The 16,878-nt window shown below is 68.3% G+C and carries 18 protein-coding genes; 8 read left to right on the top strand and 10 right to left on the bottom strand.

Annotated elements, in window-relative coordinates; translation table 11 throughout:
• Positions 1 to 61: 61 nt before the first annotated feature.
• Positions 62 to 1,237, bottom strand: coding sequence for a thiolase family protein (locus AB1281_RS14290; protein ID WP_075676976.1), 1,176 nt, complete (start codon positions 1,235 to 1,237; stop codon positions 62 to 64).
• Between the two features lie 182 nt (positions 1,238 to 1,419).
• Between AB1281_RS14290 and AB1281_RS14285 the strand changes: the two genes are divergently transcribed.
• On the top strand, positions 1,420 to 4,263 hold the full coding sequence (locus AB1281_RS14285) for a S8 family serine peptidase (protein ID WP_430346222.1): 2,844 nt from the start codon (positions 1,420 to 1,422) through the stop codon (positions 4,261 to 4,263).
• A 46-nt stretch (positions 4,264 to 4,309) separates the two neighbouring features.
• Here AB1281_RS14285 and AB1281_RS14280 read toward each other — a convergent pair whose 3' ends face one another.
• A complete protein-coding gene (locus AB1281_RS14280; protein WP_430346221.1) occupies positions 4,310 to 5,407 on the bottom strand; it encodes a Glu/Leu/Phe/Val dehydrogenase dimerization domain-containing protein in 1,098 nt (365 codons plus the stop codon).
• 278 nt (positions 5,408 to 5,685) lie between these two features.
• Here AB1281_RS14280 and AB1281_RS14275 point away from each other — a divergent pair, with 278 nt between their 5' ends.
• Complete coding sequence (locus AB1281_RS14275) at positions 5,686 to 6,762, top strand: HDOD domain-containing protein (RefSeq protein WP_430346220.1); 1,077 nt, start codon at positions 5,686 to 5,688, stop codon at positions 6,760 to 6,762.
• A gap of 3 nt (positions 6,763 to 6,765) precedes the next feature.
• Here AB1281_RS14275 and AB1281_RS14270 read toward each other — a convergent pair whose 3' ends face one another.
• The 3 genes from AB1281_RS14270 to AB1281_RS14260 all read right to left on the bottom strand — a co-directional run bounded on the left by AB1281_RS14270 (position 6,766) and on the right by AB1281_RS14260 (position 9,706).
• Positions 6,766 to 8,355, bottom strand: a complete 1,590-nt coding sequence (locus tag AB1281_RS14270) for a phospholipase D family protein (protein ID WP_430346219.1) — start codon at positions 8,353 to 8,355, stop codon at positions 6,766 to 6,768.
• Between the two features lie 104 nt (positions 8,356 to 8,459).
• On the bottom strand, positions 8,460 to 9,158 hold the full coding sequence (locus AB1281_RS14265) for an RNA pseudouridine synthase (protein ID WP_430344863.1): 699 nt from the start codon (positions 9,156 to 9,158) through the stop codon (positions 8,460 to 8,462).
• Positions 9,159 to 9,205: 47 nt separating this feature from the next.
• The gene (locus tag AB1281_RS14260; protein WP_014038064.1) at positions 9,206 to 9,706 is read right to left on the bottom strand and encodes a M48 metallopeptidase family protein; all 501 of its coding nucleotides are present in this window, start codon (positions 9,704 to 9,706) and stop codon (positions 9,206 to 9,208) included.
• A gap of 62 nt (positions 9,707 to 9,768) precedes the next feature.
• Here AB1281_RS14260 and AB1281_RS14255 point away from each other — a divergent pair, with 62 nt between their 5' ends.
• Both AB1281_RS14255 and AB1281_RS14250 read left to right on the top strand, forming a co-directional pair.
• Positions 9,769 to 10,326 carry a DUF2058 domain-containing protein gene (locus AB1281_RS14255; protein WP_119006601.1) on the top strand — a complete coding sequence of 186 codons (558 nt, stop codon included), beginning with the start codon at positions 9,769 to 9,771 and terminating at the stop codon, positions 10,324 to 10,326.
• A 171-nt stretch (positions 10,327 to 10,497) separates the two neighbouring features.
• The gene (locus AB1281_RS14250; protein WP_032129365.1) at positions 10,498 to 10,764 is read left to right on the top strand and encodes a DksA/TraR family C4-type zinc finger protein; all 267 of its coding nucleotides are present in this window, start codon (positions 10,498 to 10,500) and stop codon (positions 10,762 to 10,764) included.
• Positions 10,765 to 11,283: 519 nt separating this feature from the next.
• On the opposite strand, the gene AB1281_RS14245 is transcribed toward AB1281_RS14250, so the two are convergent.
• Positions 11,284 to 11,877 (bottom strand): mechanosensitive ion channel domain-containing protein, encoded by a 594-nt coding sequence (locus AB1281_RS14245; RefSeq protein WP_014038061.1) that lies wholly within the window; start codon positions 11,875 to 11,877, stop codon positions 11,284 to 11,286.
• 34 nt (positions 11,878 to 11,911) lie between these two features.
• Entirely contained in the window at positions 11,912 to 12,091 is a 180-nt protein-coding gene (locus tag AB1281_RS14240) for a hypothetical protein (RefSeq protein ID WP_014038060.1), read from the bottom strand.
• A gap of 126 nt (positions 12,092 to 12,217) precedes the next feature.
• Between AB1281_RS14240 and AB1281_RS14235 the strand changes: the two genes are divergently transcribed.
• Genes AB1281_RS14235 through AB1281_RS14225 form a run of 3 tightly spaced genes read left to right on the top strand, consistent with a single transcriptional unit; the run spans position 12,218 to position 14,219 of the window.
• Positions 12,218 to 12,796 carry an RNA polymerase sigma factor gene (locus AB1281_RS14235; RefSeq protein WP_014038059.1) on the top strand — a complete coding sequence of 193 codons (579 nt, stop codon included), beginning with the start codon at positions 12,218 to 12,220 and terminating at the stop codon, positions 12,794 to 12,796.
• Positions 12,793 to 13,326: a hypothetical protein gene (locus tag AB1281_RS14230; protein WP_430346218.1), complete on the top strand. Its 534-nt coding sequence runs from the start codon at positions 12,793 to 12,795 to the stop codon at positions 13,324 to 13,326. The genes AB1281_RS14235 and AB1281_RS14230 overlap by 4 nt, the downstream gene beginning before the upstream one ends.
• A gap of 11 nt (positions 13,327 to 13,337) precedes the next feature.
• Entirely contained in the window at positions 13,338 to 14,219 is an 882-nt protein-coding gene (locus AB1281_RS14225) for a DUF4097 family beta strand repeat-containing protein (RefSeq protein ID WP_014038057.1), read from the top strand.
• A 49-nt stretch (positions 14,220 to 14,268) separates the two neighbouring features.
• Here AB1281_RS14225 and AB1281_RS14220 read toward each other — a convergent pair whose 3' ends face one another.
• From AB1281_RS14220 to AB1281_RS14210, 3 genes are all read right to left on the bottom strand, one after another.
• Complete coding sequence (locus AB1281_RS14220) at positions 14,269 to 14,451, bottom strand: hypothetical protein (RefSeq protein ID WP_005410566.1); 183 nt, start codon at positions 14,449 to 14,451, stop codon at positions 14,269 to 14,271.
• An 11-nt stretch (positions 14,452 to 14,462) separates the two neighbouring features.
• Positions 14,463 to 14,756: a YkgJ family cysteine cluster protein gene (locus AB1281_RS14215; protein WP_053462562.1), complete on the bottom strand. Its 294-nt coding sequence runs from the start codon at positions 14,754 to 14,756 to the stop codon at positions 14,463 to 14,465.
• Positions 14,757 to 14,985: 229 nt separating this feature from the next.
• Positions 14,986 to 16,347 carry an Hsp70 family protein gene (locus tag AB1281_RS14210; RefSeq protein ID WP_430346217.1) on the bottom strand — a complete coding sequence of 454 codons (1,362 nt, stop codon included), beginning with the start codon at positions 16,345 to 16,347 and terminating at the stop codon, positions 14,986 to 14,988.
• Between the two features lie 192 nt (positions 16,348 to 16,539).
• Here AB1281_RS14210 and AB1281_RS14205 point away from each other — a divergent pair, with 192 nt between their 5' ends.
• On the top strand, positions 16,540 to 16,875 hold the full coding sequence (locus AB1281_RS14205; protein ID WP_014038055.1) for a zinc ribbon domain-containing protein YjdM: 336 nt from the start codon (positions 16,540 to 16,542) through the stop codon (positions 16,873 to 16,875).
• Positions 16,876 to 16,878: the final 3 nt, after the last annotated feature.

Below are 16,878 nucleotides of genomic sequence, written 5' to 3'. Positions count from 1 at the left end.
AGCCAAGATTGGGTGTCAAGCGATCCCGCATTCATTTTTGCGAAATCATCGTTAAATCTTTTTAAATCAATTCGATGGCGATTGCCGTTGCTTCGCCGCCACCGATGCACAGGGTGGCAATGCCGCGCTTGCCACCGCGCGTGCGCAGGGCGTTGACCAGGGTCACCACCAGACGTGCACCGGAGGCACCGATGGGATGACCCAGCGCGCAGGCACCGCCATTCACGTTGAGCTTGTCGTGCGGGATGCCCAGCTCACGCATCGGCGCCATTGCCACCACGGCAAAGGCTTCGTTGATTTCGAACAGGTCGATCTGGTCCAGCGACCAGCCGGTCTTGGCCAGCAGCGTGTGGATCGCGCCGATCGGGGCGGTGGTGAACCACTCCGGTTCCTGCGAATGGGTGGCGTGACCGACGATGCGGGCCAGCGGGGTGATGCCACGTGCGGCCGCGTCTTCCTCGGTCAGCAGGACCACCGCGGCAGCGCCGTCGGAGATGCTGGAGGAACTGGCTGCGGTGACGCTGCCGTCCTTCTTGAAGGCCGGGCGCAGGGTCGGGATCTTGGCGATGTCCGAGCGCCCCGGCTGTTCGTCGGTGGCGACCTCGACGTCACCCTTGCGGGTGGCCACCTTCACCGCGACGATCTCGTCGGCGAACGCACCGTTGGCCTGTGCGGCCTGCGCGCGCTTGACCGATTCGATCGCGTAGGCGTCCTGCTCCTCGCGGCTGAACTGGTACTTGTCCACGGCGCATTCGGCGAATTCACCCATGGCCTTGCCGTCGTAGGCGTTGACCAGGCCGTCGTGGGCCATGTGGTCGACCGCCTGGAAGTTGCCGAAGCGGTTGCCGGTACGCGAGTTCGGCAGCAGGTGCGGGGCGTTGGACATCGATTCCATGCCACCGGCGACCACGATGCTGGCCGAACCGGCCTTGATCAGGTCATGGCCGAGCATGATGGTCTTCATGCCCGAGCCGCACACCTTGTTGAGGGTGGTGGCACCGGTCGACACCGGAATACCGGCGGCGATCGCCGCCTGGCGGGCGGGCGCCTGGCCGAGGTTGGCCGGCAGCACGCAGCCCATGAGGACCTCGGAGACGTCGCTGGCCGGCACGCCCGACTGTTCCAGGGCGGCAGCGATGGCGGCCGCGCCGAGGGTGGGGGTCGGCACGCCGTTGAACTGGCCGAGGAAGGAGCCGATGGCGGTGCGCTTGGCGGCGGCGATGACGATATTGGACATGGCAATCTCGTTGATGCGTAAGCAATGTTCGGAAAGGAGACCGCGGACGTTGGAAGCGCCCCGGTTTCCCGGCAGACTGCGTGGGGGTCGGCCCAAGTATAGAGGGTCGGGGAGGGCCGCCGCTGGGCGGCACCGCACGCCTGCCGGGATGTAGGCAGGCCAACGTTCATGGGAAGGAATCGATGGAACGCACGATGATGGTGAGGTCCGCGCTGGCAACGGCGCTGGCGATGGCAATGACGGCATGTGGCGGTGGCGGAGGCGGCGGCAATGTCCGCATCGATCCCCCCCCGACCACCCCGACACCCCCGACCACGCCTCCTCCGACGACACCGCCGCCGGCCAAGCCGCAGGAACCGGCCTTCGACGCGCACCTGTCAGTGACCAATGCGCGTGCCGCACAGGCCGCCGGCCTGACCGGGCAGGGCGTGCGCATCGGCATCGTCGACTCGGGTGTGCAGCGCAACGCCGCGGCGCTGAACGGGCGCGTGATCGCCAACCTCAACTACATCGATCCGGCGCGCAACAACCTGCTGGTGGACGACGTGGTGGGCCACGGCACGGCGGTCGCCAGCCTGGCTGCCGGCGCGTCGGTGGGATCCTGGCCGGGCGGCATCGCCCCCGGTGCGCAGATCGTCTCGGCGCGGATCATCGCCGACAAGCCGCCTGTCGATGACGGCAGCGGCAAGGGCAATTCCTTCAGTGGACCGCTGGGCGTGGCGCAGGTCCACCAGGACCTGATCAGCTACAACGTGAAGGTGATGAACAACTCGTGGGGTGGCCTGTACTGGACCGACCTGCCGACCACCGCGCAGGTGGCGGCCGAGTACCGTCCGTTCGTCATCAACCATGGCGGCCTGGTGGTGTTCGCGGCCGGCAACGATGCGCGCACCGAGCCGAGCAGCCTGGCCGCCCTGCCCAGCCAGCAGGGCGTTGCCGGCTCGTTGCCGGCAGCCGACCTGGAGCGCGGCTGGCTGGTGGCGACCGCGGTGGATCCCTATGCACCGGGCACCCTGGCCAGCTATGCCAATGCCTGCGGCCAGGCAGCGCGCTACTGCCTGGCGGCGCCGGGCAGCGCCGTCTATCCCGATGCCAATGGCAGCACCTACTACTGGAACTACGGGACGTCCTTCGCCGCCCCGTTGATCTCCGGTGCCGCTGCGCTGGTCTGGCAGCGCTACCCTTACTTCGACAACAACCTGGTGCGGCAGACCCTGCTGGGCACCGCCAAGGACATCGGCGCGCCCGGCGTGGATGCGGTGTTCGGCTACGGCCTGCTCGACATCTCGCGGGCGATCAAGGGCCCGGGCCGCTTCGACTGGGGCGATGTGGTGGCCAACGTGGATGTGGCCTCGACCGGTTCGATGTGGAGCAACGACATCGTCGGCAGCGGCGGACTGGTCAAGCAGGGCGGGGGCACCCTGGTGCTCGCAGGCAACAACAGCTACAGCGGCGCGACCCGCATCGAGCGCGGCATCCTGTCGCTGCAGAACGGCGGTGTCATCCGTTCCAACGTGACCATCCTCGGCCAGCCCGATCCGGATTCGACCGGCCTGCAGTTCAATGGCGGTACGCCCCGCGTGATCGGCAACGTGGTCAACGGCAGCAGCGTGTTCCTGACCACCGGCAGCACCACCGGCACCATCGAGGGCAACTACACGCAGCAGGCAGGTGGCCAGCTGATGATCGCGCTCGGTGCCAATGCGCTGCAGGTGACCGGCACCGCCTCGATCAATGGTGGCGTGCGCGTGCATGGCTTCGTCTCCGGCTATGTGCCGCAGAACGGCAGCCGCCAGGATCTGGTCCATGCGGCCGGTGGCCTGAGCGGCACCTTCAGCAGCCCGGCCACCTCCAGCGGCCTGCAGGGCCTGTCGCTGCTGCAGAGCAGCTATGGCTATGACAGCAACAATGCCTGGTTGAACCTGACCCAGGTCAGCGTCACGGCGGCGGCGACCGGGCTCACGGCCTCGGCGCAGTCCGCGGCGCAACGACTGGAAGGTGCGTTCAGCGTGCTCGATGGCAGTCCCGCCCTGCAGGGCTCGGCATTCGGTACGGCGGCCAGTGCGCTGCAGTGGACCGGTGGTGGCAGCGAGGGCCTGGCAGCCAGCCTGCAGAGCCTGTCCGGGCAGGCGCATGCGCGGGCCGAGTCGGCCACCTTCGACAGCATCGACATGTCACGCCGTGCCATTGCCGAGCGCTTCGATCGCGTGCAGGCGGCGCCGCGGCTGCGCGGGGCCTGGCAGAGCGCGCTCGGTGAGGCCGGGCAGGGCAGTTTTGCCGGCAATGCCGCCGACAGCCGCGGTTGGATGGCCGGTCAGGACCTGCCGCTGGGCAGCAATGGACTGATGGGCGTGGCCTTTGGCGAGACCCGCAGTAATGGTGGCAGCAGCTTCGGCGGTGATCGCGGGCGTGATCGCCAGGCGCAGGCGCAGCTGTACGCCGGCTGGAACCTGGGCCGGGGCTATGCGCTGGCGCAGGTCGGCAGCGGCCAGTTCACCCGTGCGCTGGATCGCCAGTTGCTGCTGGGCGCAGGTGCCTACGGTGTTTCCGCACGTTATGGCGGACGCTTCAGCAGTGCCAGCGTCGAAGGCGGCTATCGTTTCGGCCGCGCGGGTGCGTCGTTGACACCGTATCTGGGTGCCAGCACCACGCGCGTGGATACCGATGCCTTCAACGAGCTGGGTGGTTTCGGTTTCGGCCTGCGTGGCGATGCCAACCGCGTACAGCGCAGCCAGATGCTGGCCGGTATCCGTGGCGAACGCGGCTGGGGGCGCTGGACCCTGCGTGGGCATGCCGAGTGGCAGCAGCGGCTTGATGGTGCCGATGCGGATTGGCAGGCCAGTTTCGTCGGTGTCGATGCCTGGGCGCCGCTGGCGGGCTGGAACGCGCCGCGCGGCAGTGCGCTGTTCGGCGTGGCGCTGGAGTCGTGGTGGGGCCGTAATGGCCGCCTGAGCCTGGGCTTCGACCAGCGCGTCGGTGGCGAAGGCGCGCGCCAGGCGGCGTTGCGCTACAGCACCGGGTTCTGAGTGGGCGGTCGCGCCGGGACGTCAGCCCCGGCGCGACATCGCAGGCTCAGCCGCCGCGCAGGTTGCCCAGGCGCGGGGTACTGCGGCCCAGCGGCATCTTCAGCTTGCCGATCGACAGGATGCGGCTTTCGGCGATGCGGTCGGCCGCACGCTGCGGCGCGATGTTCTCGCGCTGCGACAGTTCGAAGATGCGGGTGAGGTTGTGATAGATGCTGCGGATCAGGCGCATCGCGCGTTCGCGGTTGTAGCCATCGATCTCCAGCGACACGTTCATCACGCCACCGGCGTTGACCGCATAGTCCGGTGCATACAGGATGCCGCGCGCGTGCAGTTCATCGCCGATTTCCAGGCTCGACAGCTGGTTGTTGGCGGTGCCGCAGATGATCTTCGCCTTGATCCGCGGCAGGGTGTCGGCGTTGATGGCGCCTTCCAGCGCGCACGGTGCGAACACGTCGGCGTTCACTTCGTGGATCTCGTCGGGCTTGACCGCTTCGGCGCCGAAATCGCTGACCGCGCGATCGACCAGCGCGCCGTCCAGGTCGGTGACATACAGCTTGGCGCCGCGGTCGCGCAGCAGTTTCACCAGCTCCATGCCGATGTGGCCCAGGCCCTGCACCGCGATGCTGGTCTTGCCCACTTCCTCATGGCCGAACTTGAAGCGCATCGCCGCCATCAGCGCCTGCAGCGCACCGTAGGCGGTGAACGGGGCGGGATCGCCAGAGCCGCCATGGACCTGGTGCACGCCGGTCACGAACTGGCTCTCCAGGTAGATGTTCTCCATGTCGTTGACGTCGGTGCCGACGTCTTCGGCGGTGATGTAGCGGCCGCCCAGCGAGTCGACGTAACGGCCGAAGGCGCGGAACAGCACCTCGGTCTTGTCCACCTTCGGGTCGCCAATGATCACCGCCTTGCCGCCACCGACGTTGAGGCCGGCCAGCGCATTCTTGTAGGTCATCGTCCGGCTCAGCCGCAGCACGTCGGCCAGTGCCTCGTCGGTGCTGGCGTAGGGGCGCATGCGCACGCCGCCCAGGGCCGGGCCCAGGGTGGTGTTGTGGATGGCGATGATCGCCTTCAGGCCGGCGTCGTGGTTGTGGCAGAACACCACTTGTTCGTGGCCGGTGGTGGCGAGGGTTTCGAATAGCATGGCGTCTCCGATGGCGCGAACAGCGGCGAACTGCAGCGAACGGCCAGTGAACGGTAGGGTCCCAAAACAAAAAAAGCGACGTCGTCATGGCTGGGGGACGGGTCGCGCGGCGCCATTCTAGTCCATTCCCCCGGCCGGTGCCGTCGACGTTGGCGGCCGTCCGGTTAAAGAAGATGAAAGTGCGGCCGATGCTGCGACGACGGCGGGTGGCCGGATGGGCGTGAAGAGGCAGGGCGGTCAGTGACGGCAAGGGCATCACAACGACAGGACGGGCGGCGATGACAGCGGCCTGGTGGCGCTCGCTGCGCGGCTGGCTGACACGTTCGACCGGGACGGCACCGGCGCGGCTGGTTGCCGCGTCCCGCCAGGCGGTGGCCGCCGCAGCCGCAAGCCTGCAGGGCGAGGCGCTGCCCTCGGCGGAGATCGCCGCTCACCTGCAACGCGGGCTGCATGCGCTTGCCTTGTACCCACGGCTGGCCGGCGAGCCAACGCCGGTGCAGGACCCCGGCCTGGGCGAGGCGGTGGCACGCGCGCTGCAGGACCGCGACTGGGCGGCCAGGCAGCTGCCCCGCCGGCCGCAGCTGCTGCCGCAGCTGATCCAGACCGTCAACGACGATGCCGCCTCGGCCCGGGTGATGGCCGCGATCATCGGCCAGGACCCGGTGCTGACCGGCAACCTGCTGCGCATCGCCAACAGCCCGGCCTACAAGGTCCACGAGCGCCCGGTAGAGAGCCTGCAACGGGCGGTGACGCTGGTCGGCACCGAAGGCGTGCGGCAGATCATCAGTGCGGTACTGGTGCAGCCGGTGATGCAGGTGCAATGCGAGGTGTTCCCGCAGTTCAGCGCGATCATCTGGGAGCACGCACTGCTGGCATCGCGTGCAGCGGCCGACCACGCACGCACGGTCACCTTCGGCGATGCCTTCGCCGCACAGTGGCTGGGCCTGGTGCAGGGGCTGGGTGCGGCACTGGTGATGCGTCAGCTGCTGCAGGAGGCGCAGGCCCGTGGCGAGGCCGTGGAGCCGGCCCTGGCCCTGCAGCTGCTGCAGCAGTGGTCGTTGCCGCTGGCGCAGCGGGTCGCCGCCGCATGGGAGTTGCCTGAGCCGGTTCACCAGGCATTGGCGGTGGATGCGGAAGGACCGTTGGCCGACAGCCTGCGCCTGGCCAGCGCGGCCGCAGCGGCCAGCCTGTTGTGCCGCCATGGGCATGCCAGCCAGAGCCGCATGCTGGCCCTGCTGGAGCAGCTGCCTTCGGCACCGCCGCATGCATTGCGCTGGATCTGGCGGCGCCTGCATGGGCGCAGCGTGGAAACGCTGGATGAGGCCGGACAGGACGAGGCCAGTCCGGCGTCCTGAGCGCTACAGCTGCGATTCCACCGGCAGCCAGCTGATCACCCGCGCGGTCCAGCGCTTGCCCAGGCTCGCCCCGGGTTCGGCCTCCACCCAATGCGGTGGCGGCTGCCGCTGCAGCCAGCGCAGCCCATCATCGCGTCCCAGGGCCAGCCACCAGCTGTGATCCGGGCTGGCCAGGCGCAGGTACTCGTCGCGCAGCTGCGCGCCCAGCACCGGATCGTCGAACAGCACGCCCATCTCGGTGTTGAGGTAGGCCGAGCGCGGGTCGAGGTTGAACGAGCCGACGAAGCCGCGGCGACCATCGACCACGAACGCCTTGGTGTGCAGGCTGGCGCCACTGCTGCCGAACAGGCTGGTATCCAGCTGGCCGTGCGCCTTCAGTTCGTACAGCTGCACGCCGGCCTTCAGCAGCGGCACGCGGTAGCCCATGTAGCCGCCGTGCACTGCCGCCACGTCGTTGGCGGCCAGTGAGTTGGTCACCACCCCGACCTGCGCACCGCGCGCGGCCAGCGCCGACAGGCCTTCAACGCCTTCGCTGCCAGGGACGAAGTAGGGCGAGATCAGCAGTGCGCTGCGACGGGCGGTTGCCAGCTCGTCGCTGAGCGTGTTGACCAGCCAGTTGCGGCGATCATCGTCGCGGTGCTTCATCGGCGGATCGGAGGCGATGCGCACGTTCGCGCTCCAGTGCAGCGGCTCCGGGCTGGGGCGTTGCAGGCGGCGCGACTCTGCAACGCGCTGCAGGTAGGGCTGCGCCCTGGCATGCATCGCATCCAGGTCCGACTGCCGCACGAGTTGCCGCAGCTGTTCATCGCTGTACGAGGCCAGCGCGGAAATCGGGATCGCCGCGCTGCTGTTCCAGTAGTCGTCGAAGATCCGGTTGGCCTGCTGCACGGCGGGGCCGGCCACCACCAGGTCCAGGTCCTGGAAGTTCACATCGTCGCGCGCGCTGAAGTACTCCTCGCCGATGTTGCGGCCACCGACGATCGCGACGCGGCCATCGGCGATCCAGCTCTTGTTGTGCATGCGGTGGTTCACGCTGAAGGCGCGTTGCACCAGTTCCAGCGTGCGTGCGATGCCGCTGCGGTTGCGGAACGGGTTGTACAGGCGGATCTCGATGTTCGGGTGCGCATCGAGTGCCATCATCAACGCGTCCTTGTCCTTGGCGTTCATGTCGTCGAGCAGGATGCGTACGCGCACACCGCGCTCGGCGGCGTCATACAGCGCCTTGGCCATCAGGTGGCCGATCAGGTCGTCGTGCCAGATGTAGTACTGCAGGTCCAGGCTGCGGCCGGCGTAGGTGGTGATCAGCGCGCGCGCGGCGAACGCATCCATGCCATCGCTGAGGAACGCCACGCCCGACTGGCCGGGATGGGCCTCCTGCAACGGCACGATCTGCTGGTCGATACGGGTCTGCGCGGGTTGTAGTGGCAGCACCTGCGAGGGCGCGCCGTGCGCCTGCGGCGTGAGGTGGTCGGCCAGCAGCAGGCCGGACAGGACCAGCAGCAACAGTGCGGCGATGACGATCGCAGCGACGCGCAGCAGGCGTCGCCACAAGGGTGTGGGCAGGCTCATGCCCCGATGGTAGATCCACGCCATGCGTGGATGAAAGCCGACAGACCCATTGCTGTGGATGCACGCCATGCGTGGATGGGGTCAGAGCCCTTGCCCGCGGAAAGGGATCCGACCCCGAGGGTGAAGGGTCAGAAGCGCTCGTCGCTGCCCAGATAACGCCACTGCGCCGGCGGAAGCGGCCCCAGCGCCACGCGCCCGATACGCAGGCGGCGCACGGCCGTGACCTGCAGGCCGGCGGCGCTGACCGCTACACGCAGCCCCTTGGCGGTCAGGCCCTTGCCGGCGAAACGCAGGCGCTGCTCGCTCTGCCAGCTGACCTTGGCGCCGCCCGATTCCTGCTGCAGCCGCGCCATCAGCCAGGGGCCGCGCTCGGGACCGCCTTCGGCCACTTCGATCAGGTATTCCTGCTCGGTGCGGCCCAGGTTGCGCTGCAGGTGGGCCAGCGTGGCCGGATCCTGGCTGACCACCACCAGCCCGCTGTCGTTGGCCGGAAGCGAGGCGGCCAGCTGCAGGCCGTGGAAGTGACGCTGCAGCGGGCGGATGTCGCTGGCATCAAGTTCGCTGCGGCTGTCACTGCTGACCAGGGCACACAGGGTTTCGGCGGCGACACCGGCCGGCTTGTGCAGCAGCATGCTGACCCGCTCGGCCTTTTCATCGCTGGCCTGTTCGGCCACCACGATCACCGCGCTGTCATCGACCGGGCGCTGCGGCTGTTCCACCACCTCGCCGTTGACCGTGACCCAGCCGCCTTCGATGTAGCGCCGCGCTTCGCCGCGCGGGATGCCGAGCAGGGCGGACAGGCGTTTGTCGAGACGGATCGGTTCCATGGCAGGCAGGTCGGGCAGGGGGCGCGCAGTGTAGCTGCTGCGGCCGGTCAGCGCTGGCCGCGGTTGGCCAGCTCGGTCAGGTACAGGCGGGTATCGAACTCCAGCTGCAGGTAGTCCGGCTCCATGTGCTGGCACAGCTGGTAGAAGGCCTTGTTGTGGTCGGCTTCCTTCAGGTGGGCCAGCTCATGCACCACGATCATGCGCAGGAACGCCGCTGGCGCCTGGCGGAACACGGTCGCGATGCGGATCTCGCGGCTGGCCTTGAGGCGGCCGCCGTGCACGCGGGAAATCGCGGTATGGGTGCCCAGTGCGTGCTTGATCACTTCCAGCGTGTTGTCGTAGCAGACCTTGTTGAGCGGTACCGACTTGCGCAGGTAGCGGTCCTTCAGGTCCTGGGTGTAGTCGTACAGCTGGCGGTCGCTGCGCACCTCATGCGGGTCCGGGTAGCGCTGTTGCAGCCAAGGGCCCAGCTTGCCCTGCGCCAGCAGTTCGCTGACCTGGGCGACCAGGGGTTCGGGATAGCCGGTGAGGTACTTCAGGACTGCCATGCAGGGGCGGCGGGGCGTCGGTAGAATGGGGCATCCAAGATTACACGCGGTACGCACCGACCATGGCAAAGCCCAACGCGCTGCAGGAACAATTGCTCAAGGCCGGCCTGGCCAAGAAGTCGCAGGCCAGCGCTGCCGCGAGCGCGCAGGCCAAGGCCCGCCAGGGCAAGGCCGAATCGACCTCGGCCGAGGTCCAGCGCGAGGCTGAACGTGCCCGCGCCGAGAAGGTCGAGCGCGACCGCGCACTGGCCGCCGAACGCAATGCCCAAGCCAGGCAGGCTGAACAGAAGGCCCAGGCCAGGCAGATCATCACGGCCCACGCCGTACCCCACAAGGGCGACGACGAGTACCGCTTCAGCGACGGCGCGGCGATCCGTACCCTGCTGATCGACCCCAAGCTGCGCAAGGCGCTGTCGGTGGGCGTGCTGGTCATCGTTGCCCATGGCGAGGGCTACGCCCTGCTGCCGCGTGCTGCCGCCGAGAAGGTGCGTGAGCGCGCGCCGGAGGCGATCATCGTCGATCACGGCCAGCCGGGCTCGACCGCCGAGATCTCCACCGGCAACGCCGAGGACGACGCCTATTACGCGCAGTTCCAGGTGCCGGACGACCTGGTCTGGTAAGCAAAAAAAGGGGACGGAGGGGATTAAGCCGCAATCGGCCTGATCGGACCCGTCCACGTTCTATTCGTCATCCTGAAGCGCAGCCGAGCGTGGCTCGGCTCTACATGAAGGCCTGTCTTTTGCCGAGGTGTATCGTCCCCATATCAGGCGACACACCTGCGGAGGATGGCCATGGCCACCGGTTGGGCGGGAGACGGCGCGGTCCAGGACCAGATCGACGCCACCGTCGACGACGCGATCGCCCGCGCGCGGCGCCAACTGCGCGAGGGCCCGGGTCTGGAACACTGTGAGGAATGCGACGCGCCGATCCCGTTGGCGCGGCGCCAGGCCGTGCCGGGTGTTCGACTGTGCGTGGCGTGCCAGCAGGCACATGATGATGAAGCGCAGGCGCATGCCGGCTACAACCGGCGCGGCAGCAAGGACAGCCAGCTGAGGTAAGGGTTGTTCGGCAGGGCTGCGCCCTGCACCTGCAGATGCCTTCAAGCCAAGGCAACATCAACAGCAAAAGCTGGCGTTCCGTGGGGTGGCGGGGTGGTGTCGGATTGCGGGGACGCCGCAAGTACGTCCATGTAGGCTTGGCAGCCGCATCCATGCGGCTGACACCCCGCAATCCGACACCGCCCCACCTCTGACAGATTTCCGCGATCTGGTAAATCCACGCCATGCGTGGATGAAATCTGTCAGATATCGATAGTCAAATTGGGGTCAGAGCCCGTTGCGTAGCAACGGGATCCAACCCCGTGCCGTTCCGGCAGATCGCGGAAATCTGTCGAAGGCGGGGTGGGTCCGGTTGAGGGGGCGTGAGCCGCATGGATGCGGCGACCGAGCCTACATGGACGTATTTACGGCGCCCCCCTCAACCGGACCCACCCCGCCATCCCACGGAATGCCCGTTTTTGACGTTGAAGTTGACGTTGCTTCGGCAGGTGCAGGGCGCAGCCCTGCCGAAAACCACCCTCAGCCGTCGCCCTGGATGCCGCCGGGGGCCTGCGCCGGGTCGCGCCAGCGGCGCACCGTGCGCTGGAAGAACAGGTTGTTCGGCAGCTGCAGCACCGTGCCCTCGTGGCCGTCGCCGGTCTCCTGCAGCGTGGTGTAGATCAGGTTCACGTCGATCACCCGGCCCTTCAGGCCTGGCTTCTCACCGTTTTCCAGCACCTCGATGTAGTCGTGCAGGCGGAACGGACGGGTGGTGAAGATCAGCAGCGTGCAGAAGATGTTGGACAGCACGCTCCAGGCGGCGAAGAACGCGACCGCGCCCACGGCCGCGAAGCCGGTGAAGGCGGTCCACAGGACCGATGGCGATGCGCCGAGCAGGCTGAGGATGTACAGCAGGGCACTGAAATAAACCACGAAACTGGTGATGCGGCGCGCGCCCATCGCCATCTCCGGTGGCAGCGTGTAGTGCTCGGCGAAACGGCGGATCAGGCGCCGCGCCAGCACCCGCAGCAGCCAGGCCGCCAGCAGGGTCAGCAGGATCTTCACGGCGATGCCCACGTCATTCAGCCAGGGGTGGGTCCAAGGCGGCAGGTGATCCTTCAGCGACAACATCATGGGGTGACTACGGAGGGGGAAACGGCCCCCGATGTTACCCGGCGCGTGACCCGGTTTCGACCGCCGGTGCCCAGGCCAGACAGACCAGCTCCTGGCGATGCTGCTGCAGGCAGGCGCGGCCGTTGTCGGGGCGCAGCTGCAGCGACAGGCCCAGCGCCTGCAGTACGACACAGGCGGCGATCACCAGCAGGGCGGCGCAGGATGGGCTGGACATGCAGGGACTCCTGGACGGCAATTTCGCGAAGGACCTTCCATGGATGCAGCAGCCATCAAAAAGGTTGCATGGCAGTGATCGTCGTCCGGCTCTAAACCTTTTCCCGGGCCGCCGCATCCAAGCGATATGCTCGACACCACCATGCCCGCGCCGCCTGCCGCCCACGACGCCGTCGATGAACCCGCCCTGGTGCGGGCGGCGGCCGCCGGCGATACCTCGGCCTATGAACTGCTGTACCGGCGGCATGCGCCGCGCGTGTTCGCCGTGCTGTGGCGCCTGTGCGGGGGCCAGCAGGCGCGTGCCGAAGATGCCTTGCAGGAAGCCTTCCTGCAGGCGTGGAAGGCGCTGCCCGGGTTCCGTTTCGAGAGCAGCCTGTCGACCTGGCTGCATCGCCTGGGCGTCAACGCTGCGCTGATGGAACTGCGTGGGCGCGCCGCCGGGCAGGACCACGACAGTCTTGAGGATGTGGACGGAGGACTGCAGGAACTGGCGGTGCATGACAGTTGTGCCGGCACCGAACGCGACCTCGAACGGGCGCTGTCGACGCTGCCACCACGGGCGCGCGCGGTACTGGTGCTGCATGACATCGAAGGCTGGAAACACCACGAGATCGCCGAGCAGCTGCAGATGGCCGTCGGCAGTTCCAAGGCACAGTTGCATCGTGCGCGCGGTCTGTTGCGCGCACGGCTGGGAGACATGACATGAGTACACACGAACACGATTCCGACCACGATCTGGCGGCCCGACTGCGCGCGCTGCCACCCGAACGCAGCCTGCCCGCCGATGGCTGGGCGCGGTTGGCGGCGCAGCTGCCGCCGCGTGAACCGCAGGCGGCGCCTGTGCCGGCCGACAACGTTGTGGCGCTGCCTGCACGTTCGCGCCGGCGCTGGTGGTTGCCGGTGGGGGCCGCACTGGCCGCAAGCCTGGCGCTCTACGCGGTGGCGCCGTGGCGCCATGCGCAGCCGGACGCGCCGGTGCCGTCTACCCTGCAGCTGCAGGCCGCGGCGATGACCGCGCAGTACCAGCAGGCAGTGGCCTCGTTGCCCGCAGGCCGGGCGCCGGAATGGCAGCCGGCGCTGCACGAACTCGATGAAAGCGCGGCACAGATCCAGGCCGCGCTGGCGCAGGATCCACGCGCGCCGCATCTGCTTGGCCAGCTCAAGCGCACCTACGCGCTGCGGCTGGAATTGACCCGGCAGGCGGCCTATGCCGCCGAGTCCGGCCTGACGACCTGAGGAGACCCCTGATGACACGATCCCTGATGACCTGCTGCGCCGCGCTGTTGCTGCTGCCGGCGGTGGCCCTGGCTGACACCCAGATCGACGAGCGCCACAACCTGGCCGCCGGTGGCCGCATCGAACTGAGCAACGTGGCCGGCAAAGTGACCGTGCGTGGCTGGGACCGCAATGACGTGCAGCTCACCGGTACGCTCAGCGATGGCCTGCAGCTGCGCCAGGAGAAGAGTGCCAACCGCGTGCGCTGGGAGATCGAGTACCCGCGTCGCAACAACAACGGCGGCGCGACGCTGGTGCTGAACGTGCCGCGCTCGGTGGAACTGCTGCTGAGCACGGTCAGTGCCAGCCAGGACATCAGCGGCATCGATGTGCGCCGCCTGCAGGCCGACACGGTCAGCGGCAGCCTGAGCGCCTCCGGTCGCAGCGGCGACAGCAAGCTCAATACGGTCAGCGGCGGTGTCATCGCGCGCCTGCAGACGCCGAAGCTGGACGTGAACACGGTCAGTGGCCGCATCGAGGCCGGCGGCGGCGTGTCCGGTGACATCGGTGCGCAGACGGTATCCGGCCGGGTCGAGGTCGATGCCGGGCGGGTGCAGCGGCTGGCGGTGGAAACCGTGTCGGGCAGCATCGACCTGTCGGCGGCCGGGCTGGCACCGGGGGGCCGTATCAATGTCGAATCGGTGAGTGCGTCGGTCAACCTGCGGCTGCCACGCACGGTCTCGGCGCAGCTGTCGGTGAACAGCTTCAGCGGGTCGATCAACAGCGACGCCGGCCAGGTGGAGCGGCCGCGCTACGGCCCCGGCAGCCATCTCGATACACGGCTCGGCAATGGCGACGGTGACATCCGCATCCAGTCGCATTCGGGCAGTGTCCGGGTACGCCTGGATCGCTGAGCGCGATCCGGCAGGCCGCGGCGGCAGCGCCGCCGCGGTCGGAGCTGGGTCAGCTGGCTTTCTTCAGCGCCCAGGTAGTGCCGAGGACTTCGATCTTGCCACCGGCCTTGCGGAACGCTGCCAGGTCCGAAGCGATGGAATCGCTGCTGACCACGGTGCTGGCGGCCGCGCCCTTGCGTTCGCTGCGGATGCTGTTGCTGGCCTTCGCGGGGGTCTTTGCCTTGCGGGGCATGGTTGCTCCTGTCAGGTGGAAGGGGAGGAAAGCGCCCAGGCATCGGCCTGGCGCAGGTAGTCCTGCCGCTCGCGGCGGCAGTCATCGCCGCCCATCGAAAACTGGCGGCAGATCGCCGGGCGCTGCGAATAGATCGTGCAGCGCAGGTGATAGGGATCGATCGCCGCGCACCAGCCTTCCTCGTTGCGCGCCATCACGGCACGGCCGTGGGTGTCGCGTGACAGGAACTGGCCGGGCACGTGGTCGCCGGGCTGCAGCAGCACGGGCAACCGGCAACAGACCGCGTCACAACGGCGGCAGTCGATGGGTGCAGGTGCTGCGTCAGGTTGTAAGGCCTCAGGGGCCTGGCGGGTGCCCAAAGCGGGTCTCGATGGCGGCTCAGGTGCTGCGCGGACCATGAACGAGCCAGGAAGGCATGGCCGCTAGGCCCGCTGGGCGGGCCAGGCTGCACCGTGGACACACACCGGCGTGGCCGGTGGAAGGTGCAGCAGGGTTCTAGCCGACCAAGAGTAACTTAGACCGCGTAACGTTTTGTTAATCCTGGCTGGCTGCCGCCAGCGCAAGGCCCTGGACCACGCCCAGCGAGGGCTCGCCGTGGACCATGCGGGCGCCCGGGAAGGCGGCCGCTACCGCCTGGCGCAGGTAGCCGGCGCGGGACATGCCGCCAGTCAGGAACACCGCATCCGGGTCGCCGCCGATGTCGCTGCGGACCTGGGCCAGCAGCTCCCGGATCTGCTCCAGGTAGCCATGGGCGGCGGCGGCCAGGCCGTCGGCGCTGCTGTCGGCATGCAGGTCGCGGGCGATGTAGTCCAGCGTGCTGCGGTGCTCGCTGGCAGCGCTGAGGGCGATCTTGGCGCGTTCGACATCGCGGTACAGGCGGGCGGTGTTGCCGGTGTCCTGCAGGGCCTGCAGGCGGTCGCCCCAGGGCGCGTCCACATGGTCGTACTTGTGCAGGCGGAAGTCGCGCTGGCGGGTCATGTCCTGCACCGTGGCCGCTTCCACGTAGTGATGGGCGGGCACGCGGGTGATGCCGCGGCCGAACAGCGGCATGTAGCTGGACAGGCTCAGCGCCAGGTCGATATCGGTACCGCCGCGGGCGATACCCCAGGCGCGGTGGATGCGCGGGGCGTCGTCGCCGCCGACCTCGGCATGGGCGATGTCGGTGGTGCCGCCGCCGATATCGACGATCACCGCCTGGTGCCGCTCGCGGCTTTCGGCGTGGTAGTGCATGGCCGCCGCGGCCGGTTCCTCGAGGAAATCGATCTGGTCGAAGCCGGCCTGGGTGGCCGCTTCGCGCAGGATGTCCAGCGCCTGGTCGTTGCCGGCTGCGCCGATCGAACTGCGGAACTGCACCGGACGCCCGAGCAGGGCGGCGCGCAGCGGCTGGCCGAGCTGGGCGCTGGCGGTCAGGCGGATGTGTTCGAGGATGTGCGCGGCGATGCCGGTGATGGTCTGCTTCGCGCGCGGGTGCAGGTTGTAGCCGAGCATCGACTTCGGGCTCTGCACCAGGTTGCCTTCGTGTTCCTCGAAATAGGCTTCCAGCGCTTCGTCGCCGTAGACCGCGTTCTGCAGCAGGTCGTTGGCGCTGCGTTCCTTGCCAGCGCGGGCTTCCATCCAATCCCGGCGCAGCGCGCGCAGGGCTTCGCGGCGCAGCGCCTGCGGCGTGCGTTCCTGGCCGGCGGCACGCGCCGCGCGCGCGGCGCTGTCGATCATCTGCTGCAGCTGGTGTTCCTGGCCGTCGTCGAGCTGGAAGTCGTCCGGGTCGGGCACCACGCCGGGGAAATACACGCTGGTGCGGAACTGCTCGGCGTCGCCGAAGCGGATCGGCAGCAGTTTCCCCTCATGCACGATGGCGGCGGCGGAATTGCTGGTACCGAAGTCGATGCCGAGGCGCATGGGGAGTTCCGGGGGCGATCAGGGGCCGCGCACTCTGCTGCAGTTCGCCGCCGACTGCAAGTTCCTGCGGCCTCCCGTTCCGGATCGGGGTTCCGGATCGGGTCATGCAGTCCGCCGGGCGCCTCCCGGAAAAGGGCAGGGGAGCCGGGCGGTTACAATGGCGGCTGTTGATTCACTTTGAGGTACTTGCTGATGTCTTCTGCCCCCGCCTGCCCGCAGTGCACCCTGGAAAACACCTATGCCGATGGCGCGCTGTGGATCTGCGCCGACTGCGGCTTCGAATGGACCGCCGAGGAAGGTGCCGGTTCGACCCTGGTCGTGCGTGACAGCAACGGCAACACCCTGCAGGCCGGTGACACCGTCACCGTGATCAAGGACCTGAAGGTGAAGGGTTCCTCGATCCCGCTCAAGCAGGGCACCGTGATCCGCAACATCCGCCTGGTCGAGGACGATGCCGAGCACATCGAAGGCAACTCGGACAAGATCAAGGGCCTGGTCCTGAAGACCTGCTTCCTCAAGAAGGCCTGACCG

Source organism: Stenotrophomonas sp. NRRL B-14846, assembly GCF_050473585.1.
Lineage (GTDB): Bacteria > Pseudomonadota > Gammaproteobacteria > Xanthomonadales > Xanthomonadaceae > Stenotrophomonas.
This window is presented reverse-complemented; position numbering and strand designations above follow the sequence as displayed.